This is a genomic window from Olsenella sp. Marseille-P4559 (assembly GCF_900605015.1).
Lineage (GTDB): Bacteria > Actinomycetota > Coriobacteriia > Coriobacteriales > Atopobiaceae > Tractidigestivibacter.
On the sequence record NZ_LR027574.1, the window covers coordinates 931,266 to 948,497 of the forward strand.

17 protein-coding genes and 4 pseudogenes are annotated in these 17,232 nt (G+C 65.1%); 2 read left to right on the forward strand and 19 right to left on the reverse strand.

The genetic code is table 11. The annotated features are described in order from the left end of the window. Positions 1-709 precede the first annotated feature (709 nt). Positions 710-1,267 carry a hypothetical protein gene (locus tag E0E00_RS10410; RefSeq protein WP_130812434.1) on the reverse strand — a complete coding sequence of 186 codons (558 nt, stop codon included), beginning with the start codon at positions 1,265-1,267 and terminating at the stop codon, positions 710-712. A gap of 231 nt (positions 1,268-1,498) precedes the next feature. Between E0E00_RS10410 and E0E00_RS10415 the strand changes: the two genes are divergently transcribed. Both E0E00_RS10415 and E0E00_RS10420 read left to right on the forward strand, forming a co-directional pair. Further along, entirely contained in the window at positions 1,499-2,026 is a 528-nt protein-coding gene (locus E0E00_RS10415; protein ID WP_130812435.1) for a hypothetical protein, read from the forward strand. Positions 2,027-2,245: 219 nt separating this feature from the next. After that, entirely contained in the window at positions 2,246-3,370 is a 1,125-nt protein-coding gene (locus E0E00_RS10420; RefSeq protein WP_130812436.1) for an SIS domain-containing protein, read from the forward strand. A 277-nt stretch (positions 3,371-3,647) separates the two neighbouring features. Here the strand turns inward: E0E00_RS10420 and E0E00_RS15205 are convergent, their stop codons facing one another. From E0E00_RS15205 to E0E00_RS10495, 18 genes and pseudogenes are all read right to left on the reverse strand, one after another. Continuing rightward, the gene (locus tag E0E00_RS15205) at positions 3,648-3,776 is read right to left on the reverse strand and encodes a hypothetical protein (RefSeq protein WP_256386423.1); all 129 of its coding nucleotides are present in this window, start codon (positions 3,774-3,776) and stop codon (positions 3,648-3,650) included. A gap of 150 nt (positions 3,777-3,926) precedes the next feature. After that, positions 3,927-4,658, reverse strand: coding sequence for an HAD family phosphatase (locus tag E0E00_RS10425; RefSeq protein ID WP_130812437.1), 732 nt, complete (start codon positions 4,656-4,658; stop codon positions 3,927-3,929). A gap of 45 nt (positions 4,659-4,703) precedes the next feature. Continuing rightward, positions 4,704-5,525, reverse strand: coding sequence for a PTS system mannose/fructose/sorbose family transporter subunit IID (locus E0E00_RS10430; protein ID WP_165443665.1), 822 nt, complete (start codon positions 5,523-5,525; stop codon positions 4,704-4,706). Between the two features lie 134 nt (positions 5,526-5,659). Beyond that, positions 5,660-5,986, reverse strand: a pseudogene (locus E0E00_RS15420) (PTS sugar transporter subunit IIC); the annotation flags it as partial. Positions 5,987-6,023: 37 nt separating this feature from the next. Next, positions 6,024-6,671, reverse strand: a pseudogene (locus E0E00_RS10440) (ATP-binding protein); the annotation flags it as partial. Positions 6,672-6,972: 301 nt separating this feature from the next. Continuing rightward, entirely contained in the window at positions 6,973-7,773 is an 801-nt protein-coding gene (istB, locus tag E0E00_RS10445) for an IS21-like element helper ATPase IstB (protein WP_242622237.1), read from the reverse strand. Then, positions 7,770-9,008, reverse strand: a complete 1,239-nt coding sequence (locus tag E0E00_RS10450) for a DDE-type integrase/transposase/recombinase (RefSeq protein WP_130812440.1) — start codon at positions 9,006-9,008, stop codon at positions 7,770-7,772. The genes istB and E0E00_RS10450 overlap by 4 nt, the downstream gene beginning before the upstream one ends. A 471-nt stretch (positions 9,009-9,479) precedes the next feature. Continuing rightward, a pseudogene (locus tag E0E00_RS15425) lies at positions 9,480-9,626 on the reverse strand (hypothetical protein); the annotation flags it as partial. 61 nt (positions 9,627-9,687) lie between these two features. Further along, positions 9,688-10,443 (reverse strand): ATP-binding protein, encoded by a 756-nt coding sequence (locus E0E00_RS10455; protein ID WP_242622257.1) that lies wholly within the window; start codon positions 10,441-10,443, stop codon positions 9,688-9,690. Then, positions 10,350-11,738, reverse strand: a complete 1,389-nt coding sequence (locus E0E00_RS10460) for a transposase (RefSeq protein ID WP_207302721.1) — start codon at positions 11,736-11,738, stop codon at positions 10,350-10,352. The genes E0E00_RS10455 and E0E00_RS10460 overlap by 94 nt, the downstream gene beginning before the upstream one ends. Positions 11,739-11,853: 115 nt before the next feature. Further along, entirely contained in the window at positions 11,854-12,870 is a 1,017-nt protein-coding gene (gene istA, locus E0E00_RS10465) for an IS21 family transposase (RefSeq protein ID WP_130812442.1), read from the reverse strand. 210 nt (positions 12,871-13,080) lie between these two features. Further along, complete coding sequence (locus tag E0E00_RS15210) at positions 13,081-13,482, reverse strand: PTS sugar transporter subunit IIB (RefSeq protein ID WP_256386424.1); 402 nt, start codon at positions 13,480-13,482, stop codon at positions 13,081-13,083. Further along, on the reverse strand, positions 13,418-13,567 hold the full coding sequence (locus E0E00_RS14710) for a PTS sugar transporter subunit IIB (RefSeq protein ID WP_207302723.1): 150 nt from the start codon (positions 13,565-13,567) through the stop codon (positions 13,418-13,420). The genes E0E00_RS15210 and E0E00_RS14710 overlap by 65 nt, the downstream gene beginning before the upstream one ends. Positions 13,568-13,804: 237 nt before the next feature. Next, positions 13,805-14,140, reverse strand: a complete 336-nt coding sequence (locus E0E00_RS10475; RefSeq protein WP_130812443.1) for an integrase core domain-containing protein — start codon at positions 14,138-14,140, stop codon at positions 13,805-13,807. A 109-nt stretch (positions 14,141-14,249) separates the two neighbouring features. Continuing rightward, a pseudogene (locus E0E00_RS15430) lies at positions 14,250-14,363 on the reverse strand (IS3 family transposase); the annotation flags it as partial. Positions 14,364-15,027: 664 nt separating this feature from the next. After that, entirely contained in the window at positions 15,028-15,897 is an 870-nt protein-coding gene (locus tag E0E00_RS10485) for a PTS system mannose/fructose/sorbose family transporter subunit IID (RefSeq protein WP_130812676.1), read from the reverse strand. After that, positions 15,887-16,663: a PTS sugar transporter subunit IIC gene (locus E0E00_RS10490; RefSeq protein ID WP_130812444.1), complete on the reverse strand. Its 777-nt coding sequence runs from the start codon at positions 16,661-16,663 to the stop codon at positions 15,887-15,889. The genes E0E00_RS10485 and E0E00_RS10490 overlap by 11 nt, the downstream gene beginning before the upstream one ends. 80 nt (positions 16,664-16,743) lie before the next feature. Next, on the reverse strand, positions 16,744-17,214 hold the full coding sequence (locus E0E00_RS10495) for a PTS sugar transporter subunit IIB (protein WP_130812445.1): 471 nt from the start codon (positions 17,212-17,214) through the stop codon (positions 16,744-16,746). Positions 17,215-17,232 lie beyond the last annotated feature (18 nt).

Genomic DNA, 17,232 nt, shown 5'->3' on the forward strand with positions numbered 1-17,232 from the left:
TGCGCGGGGAGTTGTAGGAGAAGAAAGGATTGGTGCCAGGGCGACGCTCGTGCGTGAAGAATCTTCACGCTGACGTGTGAAACGAACGGATGCTGTTTTGTGAAACGAGAGGTTGACGAAACACACCCGATGGGGCCGCCCGGCTCCAGCCCCGCTGCCCGGAGGAATGGCCTCCCGGCATCCGTCCCGAGATGGAGGCGGTGCGGGCCGAGCCAGCCTCTCCGCCTGCGCTCCGTGGCGGCAGCCTCCCCCTAGGCCGGCTGGCCAGCGTGTCTGGGGGGCGACATCCACATTGCCCTGCCGTCGCGGCATGCCGTGCGGCACATCGCCGTCAGCCGTTCCCGGACAGGCCGCCATCCCCCGGCAGCGACACCCCCCGGGCCTTCGCGAGAGGCAGGGGCATACGGCTGTCCGGGGGAGGTCGGCCAGCAGCCCCTTCCAGGAGCCATATGCAAGGTCAGGGAATCCGCAGGCAATGCATTGTCGAAAACCCCAAAGCTTGTAGAGGCTCCTAGGGACCGTCTCTCACTGTAATGGACGGCTGCACCGTGGTGCGCGGCAAGTTCGCGGTATGCCTCGCTGGGGACGACCTCGCCCTCCTTCGGGTGCCTCCTCACGCCCGCGGGCAGGTTGTCGGGGACGATGGTGGGCGTGCATCCCCCGAAGGAGGCGAAGGCGTGCACGTGACAGCGCAGCCATGCATCCTGCCTCATGTCCAGCGTCGGCTCGACACAGGAGCATCTGCCGAATGGCAGGGCGGCCACGAAGAGGCACACCTCCGGCACCTCGCCGGACATGGGGCCCACGAGCCGCATCGTGGGCCCCGCCCACCCGGCCCGAGCGTCCTTCCCGCCTTGTGGCCGACCCTGCCCACGACATTGCGCCGCTCGGCATATTCCGCATAGCGCCTGCAGAGCCGCTCATAGGACATCCATGGCTTGCCCTCGGCCCTCGGCGCGTCCGCATGCTCGCCGTGGAGCAGCCTGGGCGTCACGCCGGCCTCTCTGGGCTCCCTGTGGACCGCATCCCAGTCGGGGTCGGGATATACGCATTCGATCCCGTCCGCCTTCTCCGGGAAGAGCCTCGAACAGAGCTCCCCCTCTTCCATGCCTTCTGCATCCTGCCAGGAGATCTTCTCCCCCTCTGCCGCCTCGGCGACGGCCTGGATGCTGTGCTTCGACACCCCGAGCGACCTTGCCATCGCGTTCCGGGATGTCCCTGCGGCCAGCTGCTGCAGTATCGGCCTGGCCCTGGCCTTCCCTGCCATGCTTTCCTCCTTCGTCTCGTTGGGACATGGCAGGAGGAGGCTATCAGCTGCACATAAAAACAGCCGCCTGCTTTCAGCAGGCGGTGCCGAAGCGCAATATGGGCGGTGCTGTAGCGCAATAACTGGCTATCGGCCGTCCGGTGCCGAATCGCGGCAATCGCAGTGCCGATACGGGCCAATACTCAATCACCGACCCAGTTCGCCTTCATGATGCGAGACCTCGGCATCCATATGATCTTCGCAGGATCGCCACAGGCCAAGGGAGGGGTGGAGAGATACGACTCCACGGCCCAGACGCGCCCGCCCACCGATGCGGTTGGGTTCGGGATAGATACCTACGACCGGCTCAACCCCTGGCCCAACGACTTCCATGCGCCATATCCCAATGCCAAGCTCTCGTACCCTCCGCGAGACCCCACGAGCGGCTTCACCCCGCTGTCCGAAGGGACCGACCTGGGCCGCATCTTCCGCACGGGGGAGACGAGGGTGTCCCATGGGTGCGCGACCTCGTACGGAGGCGCCCGGTACATGATGGCGGATGCCGACGGAGTGGTGCTCGAGGTGCCGGACGGCGCTGTGCCGGATGTCCATGTGGATGCGGCGACGGAAGAGATGCATGTCGAGCGCGCTGGCAGGAGGTGGGGATGCGGGCCCATCTCTCCGAGAGGGTCCGCAGGCATATCGTCGGCACCGGACCGCAGGGGGCTGCAGCACCTCCTGTCGCAGATGTCAGGAGAGAATGCAGCTAGGAGGGGGTGACATTTTCGTCCGACGACGACAGTCTGAAATCTAGCTCTCAAAGATTCGTAAGACAGCATTAGCCCACAAAGCAGTACCAATTACCCTTTAGTTGTATACTTCGCTTCAACGGGCAGAAAGCCTTCAACCAACAGGAAGCCGCTGGCCGAGCGCCGTCCCGGCTGGGACCGGAAGTGGCCGGGTCCCTCCAGACGCAGTGAACGAAAGCGAGTGATCTCTATGGCAGACGACCTCGGCAGCATCACGATGCTCACCTATGTCAAAGAGAGCCCCGCCCAGCTGCGCATCAACGTCGAGCGGCGCATCGAACTCACCCAGGGCACCGTCGAGGCGTACCTGGAGCGGGAGTATCGCAGCATCTGGATTATCGCGTGCGGCTCCAGCTTCAATGCCAGCCACTGCGCCGTGCCGTTTATGCGCAAGTACCTGGGGCGCGACGTCTTTGTGGTGAACCCCGGCTCCTTCTTGTACTCGGAGCACGCGCCCGCGGACGACACCCTCTGCCTTGTGGTCTCCCAGTCCGGCTGCTCCACCAACTCCATCGCGGCGCTCGACAGGCTGCGCGAGATGGGCATCAGGGCCATCGGTATCACCGGCAACCTTGACTCCGACTTCAGGGACCATGCGGACCTCGAGGTGGACTATGGCGTGGGCACCGAGTACGTGGGCTACGTCACCAAGGGTGTCGTCACGCTGGCGGAGTTCCTCATGCTCTTCGCCCTCGAGGCCGGTCACGCACAGGGGACGGTTGGAGATGACCGCTACCACCGGCTCGTAGACCAGCTCTCCATGGTCGCCGACGTCCACAGCGAGGTCCAGCTCCGCACCGACAGCTTCTACGACGAGCACCGCCGTGACCTGCTCTCCATCGGCACCAACTACGTTCTGGGGTTTGACCAGGCCTACGGAGTGGCCTGTGAGGGCGCCCTCAAGTTCGGCGAGACCATGAAGGTGCCCTCCTTCGCCTACGAGGCCGAGGAGTACAACCACGGCCCGCACCTGCAGCTGACACCCGCCTACACCGTCTTCTGCGTGGATGACATGAACCGCGGCCACGAGCGCATCCAGAAAATCTACCGAGAGGCGCGCTACGTCTCGCCACATGCATTCCTCCTCACGGGCACGCCCGACGCCTCGGACCCCAATGTCTTCGCTATCCCCGAGAAGCGTCCGGCAGAGCCGCTGCTCGAGCCCCTCTACCTGCTCCCCTTCTTCCAGATTGTGGCATATCGAGCCACCACGGAGCTTGACTGCTGGAGGCCCAACCCACTCCTTGCCGAGGCCGAAAGGTTTGCGCCCAACAAGACCGAGAACATCAAGCGAATCATGCCCATCGGCTCGTGATGGGCGGACGCCGGAGACTAGATGCCGTCCTCGTCGTCCAGGCCACTCTCCTCGTCAGGGTTCCTCCGGCAGCATTCGGAACTCCGCTACCGACGCCCTGAAGGCCGCCAGCGCAAGGTCCTTGAGGGCCTCCACGCCAGACACGGCATCGCGCTGGGAGCAGGTCTCCACTGTACTCGGTGCCCCTGAGCGAAATCGGCAAGAGCGGCGAAACGCCCCTTGACACACCATAGGAGCGTCATTCCCGACGCAATCCGACGGCAAGGTCCGTCTGCAGCTAATCCGTGTCCGCGAGGGAGGTGAAGTCCACGGTCTCCACGCAGGGTTGCTCGCCCAGAATGAACTCGGGTGCGCTTGCCATGCCCGTCGCAAAGCGGCCATAACCCGTGACGATGATTTCTACCATGTAATTCGCCCACAATCCACGGGCTCCCTCCCTCCGGATTGCGACGAGGTCCCCCGTCACGACCGCACGACAGACGTTTGATCGCCCCAACGCAACGCCACTGGCCCACACCGGCCCACGAGTTCGAACCGGCCTACGACCGGCATCCCCTCAATCCAGCCCGCACAGCTTCCTTACAGTGCGGAGCACCTCCTCATGGGAGGCGCAGACGGCCGTGATGCGGTCACTGTAGGGCTTGCGGCCGGAGCGGGTGAACTGAATGACTCTCATGCCGGCAGCAAGGGCCGCCTCCACGCCGTAGTGCGAGTCGTCCACGGCCACAAGCCTCCCGGGCAACACGCCCAGGAGCTCCGCGGCACGCAGGTAGACGGCGGGGTCGGGCTTGGCAGCACGCACCTGGTCACCCGACACCACAGCATCGAAGGCCTCCCCCATGTCCGTCTCGCCCAGCATGCGCGTCACGTCGGAACCAAAGCTGGAACTCGCGAGCGCCACTTTAAGCCCCAAGCGGTGCAGCCTCCGCACCAGCTCGCTGGCACCTTCGATGCGCACCAAGCCGTAGCGCACGGGATGCTCTGCCGCATAGGCGCATTTAATCCTTCTGGCCTGCGCAGGGCTCTTGCCCAGGTTGCGGCCCAGCACCTCGTTCTCGTGCGCGTCGGAGCAGCCGTAGAGCTCGTCGCAGTCCTCGTCGGACAGCTTCAGGCCGTACTTCCCCAACACGCCCCTGAAGATGCGCTCCCACTCCGGCTCAGTGTCCACGAGCACGCCGTCCATATCAAAGACAACACCCTCCACCCCTTGGTGCGGGACACCAAGGCAGGTCGCACACGGGCTCTCGCACGCGTCGGAGGCGTTGTCTCCCAAGCCTGGTACTTGCATCAGCGGATCACCCTTCGATAGGAACGACGGACGCCGGGCAGGGCGCTACATCCAGCCCAGGCCCAACATGATGATGCCAAAGACCATGACGCCCAGAATCACAAAGAGGACGTCGGCATGATGCCTCTTCTTGAAGAGCCAGTAGACCGAGAATGTGACGGCGAGCGGCAGAACGTTGGGCAGCAGGTTGTCAAAGGCGGACTGTACCGTGGCACCGCCGACGCCAAAGACCAGGTCCTCAGAGAACGCGATTGACACGTAGGACGGAATCAGCGCACCCACGACGGTGGTGCCTAGGATGCCCGCGGCCTTAGTAGCGTACTTGGTGGCGTCGCCCAGTCTGCCGAGGGCACTAGCGCCAATATTGTAGCCCAGGCGCGCAAGCAGGATGCACGAGAAGCCCACGAGCAGGTACGCCAGTATGAAGACGATGGGGCCAAAGACGAAGCCCCGCTTCGAGAGCGAACACGCGATGCCTGCAGTGATGGGTAGCACGACGAACCAGAAGATGGAGTCACCGATGCCGGCGAACGGCCCAAAGAGGCCGTTGCGGACACCCCCAATCAGCTTGCGGTTCTGGCCCTGCTCCTCCATGGCAATGACCATGCTCTGGAGCAGGGTCGCCATGTGGAGTTCTGTGTTCATGAACTCCATGTTGTAGGTTATGAACTCGCTGAGGTCCTCTTTGGAGTCGCCGTAAACCTTCTTGAAGGCCGGCGGCATGTTGGCCGTCCAGCCGGGAGCCTGCATGCGCTCGAACGAGAATGCGCACTGCTCGAAGATGGAGCATAGGCCGGGCTTGGTGATGTCGTTTTTGTCGAGCTTGCCCAGGGGCTCATCTTTCTTGTTGGTGGGGTTAGATGCCATCTTCGTCGCCATCCTCCACGGGGGCAGCCTCGATGGCAGCCCGTCTCGTCAGACCTCTTCTCGTACGGGTAGTTGATGCCCGCAAGCGCCGCGCCGGCAATGACCACGGGAAGCACGTTAAGCATGCCCAGGTACGCGAAATCGGTGACGATGCCGCAGGCAGCGCCCAGCGACACTTCGCCCAAGATGATGCCCGCGAAGAAGGCCACGACTATCGGCCTGAACCAGTAGAACGCCTCAGTCTGAGCGTCGATGGCACATATGAACATCATCAGCATCAGAGCCAGGCCCTGCACAAGGGTGACTTCCATGCGATGGCTTCCTTTCTCCCAACGGACAAGACGGATACTTGTGGCATATACTAAGGCAGACAGCGCGAGGCAGTGCCCCTGCCGGCAGAACTGATTATTCGCGCGAAAAAGCACCGGCGGTCTCAGCGTCAGCACCGCCGGTGCTCGCATTATGCGCACCGTCGTTCTCGCGATGCGCACCGTTCGGCTATGAACCGGCAGAGACGCGCCAATCGGGCCTCGACGCAGCCTCCCTCATGTTCCTCGAGCCCATGCCCACGGCGACGCTGTTGTGCGCGATGCGGTCCATGATCGCGTCGGCGTGGGCCCCGCCGCCCAGCCCCTGGTGCCACTCGGCGAAGGGATACTGGGTGCAGAAGACGTCGGGCGCCGTGTCGTACCTCCTCTCCACGAGCTCGAGGACGAGCCGCGCCTGCTCGGGCGCGAGCGGGTCGATCAGCCACTCGTCGAGCACGAGCATCCCGAGGTTCGAGTACCTGCGCAGGAGCTTGGGCTCGGAGCGGCCCGACGCGAGCCACTCCTCGCGGGCCAGGAAGAGGTCCGGCGCGCGGACGTACATCGCGTTGTAGCCGTGGCGGCAGGCCTGCCTCGCGAGCGCGCAGGCAAGCCAGGTCTTCCCCGTGCCCGTGAACCCCTCCAGCATCACGTCCCTGTGGTACTCCATGGAGCCGCGGGTCCCGAGCTCGAGCATCAGCTCCCTCTTCAGCGGCCTGCCCTCGTGGATGGCCCTCCCGATGTCGGCCTGGCGCTCCCTCAGGTGGGCGCGCGCGATCAGCCTCTCGACGCTGGCGCTGTGCCTCGCGTCCCAGGCGAGGTCGATCGCGGCCGAGAGCCTCTCGGCCGCCGACGCGCCGGCGTACCCCGGGTCGGCCCACGCGCCCCTGACGGCGTCGGCGGGCTCGGGGGGCGCGCATCTCGCGGAGCCTCCTCCTGGCCTCGGGGTCCAGCGCGCCCATCAGCGGTCGCCTCCCGCGTGGTAGCCGGCGCCCCTGACGTAGCCGCCGCCGTCGCCGACGGGCGCGCCGCGAGGACCTCGCCGGGATGCTGGCCCTGCCGGGTGTTGAAGTCAAGATAGATTTCACCAGACTAGACAGCGAACCGCCCCCATCCGCACCAACGCACATTCGCCAGTCCCGTCACCGCGGGGCGCCGGAATCGGCGACCACTGCCGGCGAGGCCCTGTCCTGCGGCGCGAGGTCCTTGGTCCCGTAGGACCTCCCCGTCATGCGTACCAGGTGGCAGTGGCGGCAGAGCCTGTCCGCTATCGCCGACGCCACGACCGGGTCCCCGAAGACCTTCGCCCACGACCCCATCCCCACGTTGGCCGTCACGATGGCCGACCTCCTCTCGTACCTCCTCGAGGTCAGCTGGAACAGCAGGTCCGCGCCCTGCTTGTCCACGTCCAGGCAGCCCACCTCGTCGACGATAGGCAGCGACGGGTGGGCGTAGAGGCGCAGCCGCCTCTCCAGCTGGCCCTTGCCCGCGGCGTGCGCGAGGTCCGAGACGAGGCGCCGGCAGTCGGTGAAGTAGGCGAGCTTGCGGGCGCGGATCGCCTCGACCCCCAGCGCCACGGCGATGTGGGTCTTGCCCACGCCGGGGCTGCCGACGAGCACGACGTTCTCGTGGCGGTCGAGGAGCCCCAGCGTCGCGAGGTCCTCGACCACACCCCTGGGGACCGACGGCTGGAACGAGAGGTCGAAGTCCCTGAGAGCCTTCACGTGGGGGAGGCTCGCCTTCTCGACTCTCCTGTCCAGGTCGCGCTCCCTCACGGCGGCGACCTGCGCGCCGGTCATCTCGAGCAGGGCCTCGGGGAACGGCTTCGCGCCCGTCGCGACCAGCCTCGAGTACTCCGGGGCGGAGGAGGCCATCGCGTCGAGGCCGAGCTCCCCCAGGTTGCCGCGCATGCGCTCCGGCACGCTGCCCTCCGGGCCGGTCACGACCCCTCGCCCCCTCCGGGCCCGCCCAGCAGCTCGAGGTTGCGCCTGGCCTGCGCCTCTATGTCCGCGTCGCCGCCCCAGCGCTCGTCCGCCACCGCCTCGGCGCAGTCGCCCTCGCGGTAGGCTACCGGCCCTCCCGGGGCGGCGGCGTCGTGCGCCGCCACGAGCCCCCCGCCGTCGTAGGCCCTGAGGCGCCCGCCCGGCTCGAGCAGCAGCCTCACGCGGCGCCCCATGCACCCCCTCGGCACCGGGAACTCGCGCCCGGCGCACCTGACGAGCATGGTGGCGGGCACCACCTGCCACGGCACGCCGCCCACCAGCGCCGAGGGCACCGACTCGCGGGGCATGGGCCCCAGGGCCCCCCTCTCCCTCCGGAAGAGCGGCTCCGGCGGCAGGCCGGTCGTGCGGTTCGGCTCCTCGTTGCTCCTCGCGCGCACGCGCGCCATCGCGCGGTCGAGCCCCTCCCAGCCCTCGAAGTCGCCCTCGCAGGCCCCGAGGCGCGACAGGAGGCGGCTCGCGCCCTCGTCCCTGCCCTTGGTCTGCGGCGTCCTGGGCCGGCAGAGCGCGAGCCCGAGGCCGGCCTCGCGCGCGAAGGCGGCGACGCGCCCGTCCCGCGAGCGCCTCCCGTCGCCGCCGAGCGTCGCGACGGCCGGCACGTTGTCCGCGAGCCGCTGCCGCGGCACGCCGCCCAGCCAGCGGATGTCGTCCGCCATGCAGGCCAGCAGGTCGTCCCTGGCCCTGGTCGGGGACCGCACGAAGTGGTGCATCCGGGACCATCCGAGCGTCGAGGCGTACGCGTCGAAGCGGTACCCGCGGCCGGAGCGGTCGCGCATGGTGACGCCCTCCTTCCAGTCGGACTGCAGCTGCTCGCCGGGCGCCGTCCCGAACCTGGGGTGCGCGTCCGGCGCGCCGCCGCGCCCGACGGCTATGCCGCGCCCCCTCAGGTGGCTCGTGAAGGCGTTGTGGCCCGGGACCGGCGGCTCGTCGCCCGCGTGACGCTCGAGCAGCAGCTCGTGGGTGCCCTTGGCCGTGGCTCCCGGCAGCGCCGCCTTCTCCTCGATCTCGTCGCGGCAGCGGTCGAACCCGCTTTGCCGCCCGTGCCTGCCGTCGTCCGGCGAGGGCCCGCCCCCGTTCCAGTACTTCGAGACGGTGTGCCCGTCCGCGCCGTCCCTCCTAGCGACCTCCGAGAAGTTCGGCTTGACGCCGCACTCCCTGTCCGCGTTCAGCCCAGCCATGAGGTTCCTCTCCAAGGCCCCCACCCCTCTCCGTCGTCGGTTCGGGGCTGAGCCTAGTTGGTAAAGGTGGTGAAACCACGCTGGTTTGGCTGGCGCATTCGCGCTGGTCGGATTGGGGCGCGTGTTGGTCAATCTGGTGAAACCTAAGCTAGCGCTATCACCGCCGAGCGCGGAGCGTATGAACCGCGACCTCGGCCTCTCGCACCTCTCCAGCGCGTAGGCGCACGCCGCCCCGAGCCTCGCGCCCCCGTAGTCCTTCGCCAGGTTGAGCACGGCCATGGCCGGCGAGTAGGCCTGCTCCCTGACCTTGGCCTCGGAGAAGGTCCTGTCGACGACGGCCGACGCGCTCGGGCCCACCGACTCGGCCCACCCGCGCATCCTCCCCTCGTCCCACTTGGCCTTCGCGAACTCGGGCGGCATGTGGGCCTCCGTCGTCGAGTGCCCGTAGCGGGACCACTGCCCGAGCCTCGGGTGCGTGGCGACGCGCTCGCCGTCGTGGTATGTCTCGACGCCCGTGCCGGTGACCCTCAGGTCGACCGCCTCCCCCACGAGCGCGCACGGCACGGAGTGCCTGTTGGTGTCGAGCGCGACGTGGAAGTCGAGCGCTGTTAGCGTCAATTAGGAAATCACCAATCCGCACAACTTTCAGGCGCCAATCGCGCCAATGTTCTTTCGCCGGTCAGGCAAGCGATTCGTCGCCGCTTCCGGCGTCCCCGCGGGCTCGCGGCTGGGCCTCCTGCCCCATCACCTCCCTCGCCCTGTAGGACTTGCCCGTGATCTTGATCACGTGGCAGTGGTGGCAGGCCCGGTCCGCGATGGCCGAGGCGACGACCGGGTCGCCGGACACCCCCGCCCACGAGCCGATGCCCACGTTGGTCGTGATGATCGTCGAGCGCCTCTCGTAGCGCCTCGATACCAGCTGGAAGGACAGGTCCGCCCCCTCCTTGTCGATCCCCAGGTAGCCCAGCTCGTCGACGACGGGCGGCGACAGGTGCGAGCAGAAGCGCAGCCTGCGCCCCGGCGCCCCCTTCTCCGCGGCGTGCCCGAGGTCGCGCACGAGCCTCTGGCAGTCCACGAAGTAGGTGAGCTTCCTGGCGCCTATGGCCTCCACGCCCAGCGCGACGGCGATGTGCGCCTTGCCGGTCCCGGGGCTGCCGACGAGCACCACGTTCTCGTGCCTGTCGACGAGGCCGAGGGTCGCGAGGCTCTCAACGACCGGCCTGCCGGCCGAGGGCCGGAAGGAGGAGCCGAAGTCCCTGGGCGCCCTCGCGTAGGGGAAGCCCGCCTTCCGGATCCTTCCGTCGAGGTCGCGCCTGCGCACCAGCGCGAGCTGGGCGTCGGTCATCTCGGGCATCGCGTCGCCGAAGGACCTGGAGCCCGACGCCACGAGGGAGGCGTACTCGTCGTAGGACGCCGACATCGCGTCGAGGCCCAGCCCCTCGAGGCTGTCCCTGACCCTCTCGGCGACGCCGGCCCCCGCGCCCGCGACTCGCCCCCGAGCCCGCCGAGCAGCTCGAGGTTGCCCCTGGCGGCCTCTGCGATGTCGCCGTCCATGGTGGCCCACCTCTTCCCGGCGAGGGCCTCGACGTAGTGGGCCTCGTCGCAGGCGATGGGCTGGCTGCCCGCCGCCGTGTCGTGCTCGGCGACGAGCCTGCCGCCGTCGCAGGCCAGCAGCTCGCCCCCGGGCAGCACGACCAGCCCCACCCTGTGGCCGATGCAGGACCTCGGGACCGAGGACTCGCGCCCCCTCGCCCCCACCGGCATCGTGGGGGGCACCACCTGCCAGGAGGGCTCGTCCGCCAGCGAACCGGGCGCGCACCTCGGGGGCGCCGGCCCGAGCAGGTCCTTCTCCCTTCGGAAGGGCGGCTCGGGCGGGAGCCCCGTCGTCCGGTTGGGCCCCTCGTTCGAGCGGGCCCGTATGCGCGCGATCGCGCGGTCGAGCCCGTCCCAGCCCGAGAAGTCCCCCCCGTAGGCCGCCAGGCGCCCCAGGAAGCGGTTCGAGGACTCGTCCCTGCCCTTCGCCTCCGGCGAGCGCGGCCTGCAGGGCACGAGGTCGAAGCCGGCGTCCCTCGCGAAGGCGAGCACGCGCCTGTCCCTGGCCCTCGTCCCGTCCGCGCCGAAGGTCGCGATGGCCGACATGTCGTCGGCGGGCCACTGCGCCGGGACCCCTCCCAGGAACGCGATGCTGTCGGCCATGCACCTGAGGAGCGTGTCGCGCGTCCTGCCCATCGCCCCCTCGAAGAAGTGGCAGCGCGAGTAGCCGGGCGTGGACGTGCACGCGTTGAAGCTGCACTCGGCCCCGTCCGCGTCGTGCATGGTGACGTCCCCCTTCCAGTCGAGCTGGAGCTGCGCCCCGGGAGGCGTCTCGAACCTGGGGTGGGGCTCGGCGGGGGCCCTCCCGGGGACTATCCCGCGCGTCCTGGGGTGGTGGGCGGAGCCGCTGTGGCCGGGCAGCCTGGGCTCGCCCTCGCCGCGCCGGTCGAGCGGCAGCCCGTAGATGCCCCTGGCCGTCACCCCGGGCAGCGCCGCCTTCTCCTCGATCAGCCCCCTCACGCCGTCGAACCCGCTCCGCCTGCCGGCGCGCCCGTCCTCCGGCGCGCTCCCGTCGGCAGCCCAGTACTTCGCGACCGTGTGCCTGTCGACGCCGTACCTCCTCGCTATGTCCGAGAAGTTCGGCTTGATGCCGGCTTCCTTGTCCATGTCGGGCCCTCCGATCATGTTCCCGTCCATGCCAGCCTCCCGGATGCGTGCCTACGGCCCGAATCTAGGCGGTCGGCGGAACTGGTGAAACTGCGTTTGCGCGATTGGTGGAGCTTCTTTGTCCGGACTGGTCGGCTGCATTGGCCTAACTGGCGTTTTTCAAGTTAGCGCTAACAAGCGCCACCTTCCTGCCGTGCACCCAGGTCGCGTACTCGCAGGGGGTCGCGGGAAGCGGCATCGGCGTCGCCCTCTCCACGCCCTCGAAGACTCGCGTCCTGGGGCCCGCCCCCTTCTGGAACGGCGCCGCGTTGTAGTCGGCGAGGCACGCCCCAATCGCCTGGCTGGGGTCGCGCATGCCCGCGAACGCCTCGTCCCTGAGCCTCGCGATCACCGCCGTGGCGATCTTGCCGACCGCGCCCTCGACGCTCGCCTTGCCCTTCGGCTTCCGGGGAGGCGCCGGCGTGATGGCCGCCCCGTAGTGGCGCCCGGGCCCCTCGTAGGCGTCGTCGAGGACCACCTCGCCGTCCCTCGGGTGCTTCACGACCCCGGTCTTCAGGTTGTCGCACACGATGCGGACGGCCGCGCCTCCGAAGTGGTCGTAGGCGTGGGCGTGGCACTCGAGCCAGGCGCGCTCGCGCATGTCGGGGGTCGCCTCGACGTAGGCATGCTGCGAGTACGGCAGGACGGCAACGAACAGGTACGCCTTCGACACCTCGCCGGTCCCCGGGTCGGCCAGCCGCACGGTCGACCCGGACCAGCCCACCCCCATGACCTGGCCCGGCTTGCGCTCGAGATGGTTGGTCACCCTCCTCCTCTGCGCGTAGTCGGAGTAGCCCCTGGCGAAGGTGCTGCAGCCGATCGTGACGGCGCCCGGCCCGGCGTCGTCACGGTACTCCTGCCAGAGGAGCCTGAGGGTCACGCCCACGCGCCCGAGCTCCCTGTGCACGTGGCCCCAGTCCGGCTGCGCGATCGCCCGCTCCGCCTCCGCGCGCTCGGGGAACAGCAGCGCCCAGACCTCGTCGTCGGACATGGGCCTGGCGCGCGCCCAGTCGACGCCCCGCTCCCTCGCGGCGTCCAGCACCTCCCTCACCGTGCGCTTCGACATGTGCCTGGTGCGGCATATCTCGCTCTGCGACATGCCGCGGTCGGCGGGCTCGAGCACGAGCTTCGCCCTTGCCCTGTTGGCCGTCCTGTTCTCCTTTCCTCGGTCGGTGGCCTTGGAAGGGAGAATGCGGGGCGGTGCTGGTTGCGAGACTGATGCTTCGGTGCCAGGCGGTGCACCTGCCGAGAGCGGCGGTGCTCCTTACGCGAACGGCGGTGCTAATCGCAGAGAATAATCACAGAACAGCGGTGGCACACCACCGCGGTGCGGCTAGCCATCAAAATCGAGGTCGTCAATCCTACGGTTGGTGGATGGGATCTGGATGTAGAAGCGAACGCTCTTGTCCTGCATGGCCCTGAAGTCCGCAAGGTCCTGGCCATCAACGTAGACGTGCTGCTCATGGAAGACGCGCTTGTCTGCGGAGGAATGCATGTTGCCGATGTTGACCTCCTTGATGGAAATGCTCCCTCGACGAGCCTGTGCAGATTCTGGAGATTCTGCACCACGAGGAAGATGTGCTGCGTCGCGCTTGCCCTGCCGATGACCTCGATGGTCTTCTCGAGCGAGAAGAACCTGACGCCGACACTGTTTGCATTTGCAGTCATCTTCATGAGCAACTGCGGACCTTGTCCTGGAAGGCGTTGCCGTTTGCAATGATGACGAGGTTCGCACTGACCGCTCCGATCCACGCCACACCAACCTGTCTGTGAACAAGGCGGTTGTCGATTCGCACGAAGGCGATGTCTGGCGTACCCACGCGCGATTTTCCCAAAGAGCCTGAAGCGTCCCAGTGTCAAGATGCACCAGCGCAGAAGGTGTCAGTACCACGATGAGCCAGCGCCGAGATGTACAAGTGCCTAGTAGATGCGGTCAATACCTCCGTGCGCGATTATTGCCAACTTGCCACGCGAATGGGGGTGCGGACATTTTCTTGGACCACTCACACAGGGTAACTGGAGTGGCCAAGCCAAATCGAACGGTTTCTTACGCATCTTCACGCACCCTCGCGCTCGAACTCTGCGGGGGGTCTGTATCCCAGGAAGGAGTGCACCCTCCTCGTGTTGTAGTAGAGCTCGATGTGCTTGAATGTGTCCTGGCTCGCCTCCTCCCCCCTCCCGCAACGCCTTCCATTCACCAGTTCGTGTTTCAACGTCCCGAAGAACGACTCGGCCACCGCGTTGTCGTGGGGGTTGCCGGGCCTCGACACCGGCTGCGTCATCCCGTGTCCCCTGAGGCATCGCTGGCAGACCGCCGGTGTGTACCGGATGCCTTGGCCGTTGTGGAATGTGAGCCCCCCGTCGGGGCTTTCCATGCCCACAGCCTGGTTCATCTGTCCTCCTCGGGGACGGCAGACACCTGCCCGATGAGGTTGAGCCTAGGGTCTCCCAGCTGGCATTGCCGCTGCAGGCGCCACTTCCTGACCGCCCCTTGCCACGCCGCCCCAACTTGCATATGACGCTCAGCACCCTCTTGTCGCTCATAAAGATGCCGGACTTCCTCAGCTCCCTGCTTATCCGGCGGTAGCCGTAGCGGCCCCTGCAATCCTCGAACATGTCGGCAACGAGACTCCCGGCGCCCCACGCTCGACCTGCTGGTTCGCTTCCGCCTGCCCAGAGACTCGCAGTAACCGGACTCCGGTGCTCCTAGCGCCTTGCAGGCCTTCCCGATGGGGCCAAGCATGCCCCCGTGCTCCTTGAGAAATCGAAACCCCTCGCACGGCCTTGACTCGAGAGGGCCCGGGGATTTCTTGGCAACTCGTTTTCGGCCTCGAACTCCTCGGCCCTCTTCCGAAGCTTCACAATCTCGTAGTCCTTGTTGGCCTTTGGGGACCCGTTCCCGGAGAACGCGCCGTCCTCCGTCTCACCGGGCCCCTTTGTCATCGTCTCAGCGTCGAGCCCTTCATGCCAGCCCCCCTGAGAACTCGGCTACGCCCCTCTCCCTGCTGGGCACGACTTGGGCAGCCGCCCTCTCGAACCGCCGTCGCATTGCCTCCTCTGGTTTGTGCCATCCTGAACACCGCCGCACAGGGTCATCGAGCGCGGGATCGCGCATTGCCTCCTCTGGTTTGTGCCATCCTGAACACCCTCCACCCTTAACTTGGTGTCCAATCTAGCCTACCCCTCCACCTAGTTGTTGCTTAGCCCGTCCAAGATTTGGGGCGCAGTTCAAGTTGTGCCGCCAGGTGCTGCAACCAACAGACCGTCCAGGTGGTCGTACTCAGGCAAGAAATCCAAAATAAACGCCTACGACTCCAAATATCATCGTTCCCAGGATAACCCAAGAAGGATTGACCTTCTTTGAAAGCAGCCAGTAATAGAACCACATTGCGCCAAGCCCCACCACGCCAGGCATGATGCCATCAAGAATTTCTTGGAGCGTTTGGGCGGTATCGCCAGTGCCAATGACGACAGGGATTGTGGCATAGAACATGCTGCTCGTCATACCGCCAATCACCATCGCCCCGACGACGCCGGCAGCAAACATGATTGTCTGCATACGACCAGACTGCTCAGCGTTGGTAAGGAAGCCTACTCCGAGTTTGTATCCTTGCTGGACCCCCCATATCCGTAGCCAAAAAGCCGGTATGTTATAGATGAGCAAAAAGACTATTGGCGCTGCCGGATTTCCTGCCTGTGCCAACGAAATTGCAACAGCAGCCGCTATTACGCGTATTGTAGCGAGAAATATCGAATCTCCAATGCCGGAAAGCGGGCCCATGAGAGCGGCTTTGACATCATTTACCGTATCTGCGGGCAACTCTCCATCATGAATTTTTTCCTCCATGGACATTGCAATGCCGCCAACAAATGGCGCGATTTGAACTGTGATGTTAAAGAACGATAGATGTCGCTGAATCGCCGCCCAATAACCCGCCTCATCGTCGTGATATATCTTCTTTAACATCTTCTGGACCATCAGACAAAAGGCAATGTTCATCTGCTTGTAGTAGGTCCAAGAGAACTCCATGCCCAAAGACCCCAGAGAGAGCGACGACTTGATGAGATCTTCCTTGGTTATCCTATAGTTATCCACACCAGAACCAGCATTCTTTGCACCCTCTGTACCGACCGCATCATTAGAAGTCATCATCGCCAGCTCCTTCAACCGCGGCAGCGAGTCCGCTACTTTCAGGATCCTCTCTAAGATTTATGAGAACTACCACAAAAAGAACTGCAAAGAGAGCGATGCCCAGGACTGGGAGGCCCATGTAAGAAGAAAGCAAGAATCCGATAAAGTAGAAGGGAACAATCCTTTTGTTAAGAATCATCCTTGCCAGCATTGCGAATCCGAGCGCCGGCAAGATGCCTGCTGCAACCGCAAAACCATCCAGGATGAAGCTTGGCATCCAATTAAGCAGTCCTTGAACTGCGTCGACGCCAAAGTAAAACGCAAAGAATGCCAAGAGCCCCTTTTCAAGAACGCCTGTCAAGCCAATAGACCAATGTGCTGCATATATACCACCAAGATTATGGTTCTGTGCCGCCTTGTCCGCCATATCGACGATAAGAGGGAGGGCTATTTGCAGCAGATTTCCGATTGCCAGGGACAGAACAGCAACAGGCATTGCAAGGGCAAGCGCAATATCAACTCCTTGTCCAGTGCTAATGGCGAAGGCGCAAGAGAGCACGCCGCCCACAACCTCGTCTGGCGGCACATAAGCTCCAACCGAGATCTGCCCCATAAACAGAAGCTCTAGTGAGGCACCGACCTGTAAACCGGTAGGCAAATCACCAAGCGCAATGCCCATCAAAGGGCAAAGTACGATGGGCCTGAAGGAATACAGCGTACCAAGCTGGTAGTCAAATACGCCATACGCAGCCACAAGACCAACCAATAGTGCCTGTCCTAACATATGTTTCCTCCAATCAAAGCGTAACTTCAAACAGGCGTCTCATTTGCACAACAAGGGTGGGATAGGCGCCCACAACCGCTTCAGAGCACATCCTTTGCCAATACCTTCTTGTCATCTGCCAGTGGCCGTATCTCAACCTCAATGCCACGTTCAATGAGCTTGCGAAGAATCTCCTCTTCATATGGCTCAAGGAACACTTGGCGCGAAACCGTGCGCGTGGTATCGCTCGCCTTTGTATTGCCCAAATTAAGGCTCTTGATTCTGGGACACCCATCTATGAGCCGCTCTGCCTCAGCAATGGTCTGCACACAGATAATCATCTTGTACTTGTCGGTGACCCCGGAGTTTATGGCCTCTATGGCATGAGCCATGTCCTTGATGACCAGCTTGCAGCCTTCGGGCTTTCCAAGCTTAAGCGTGGCCTTCCATACCTCGCTGTTCGCCACATGGTCGCCGACGCAAAAAATGCAGTCGGCATGCAACCCATTCACCCATGAGACGGCGACTTGCCCGTGCAGCAGCCTATGGTCAACTCTGGTTAGCAAAATCAATCTAACGCACCTCCATCG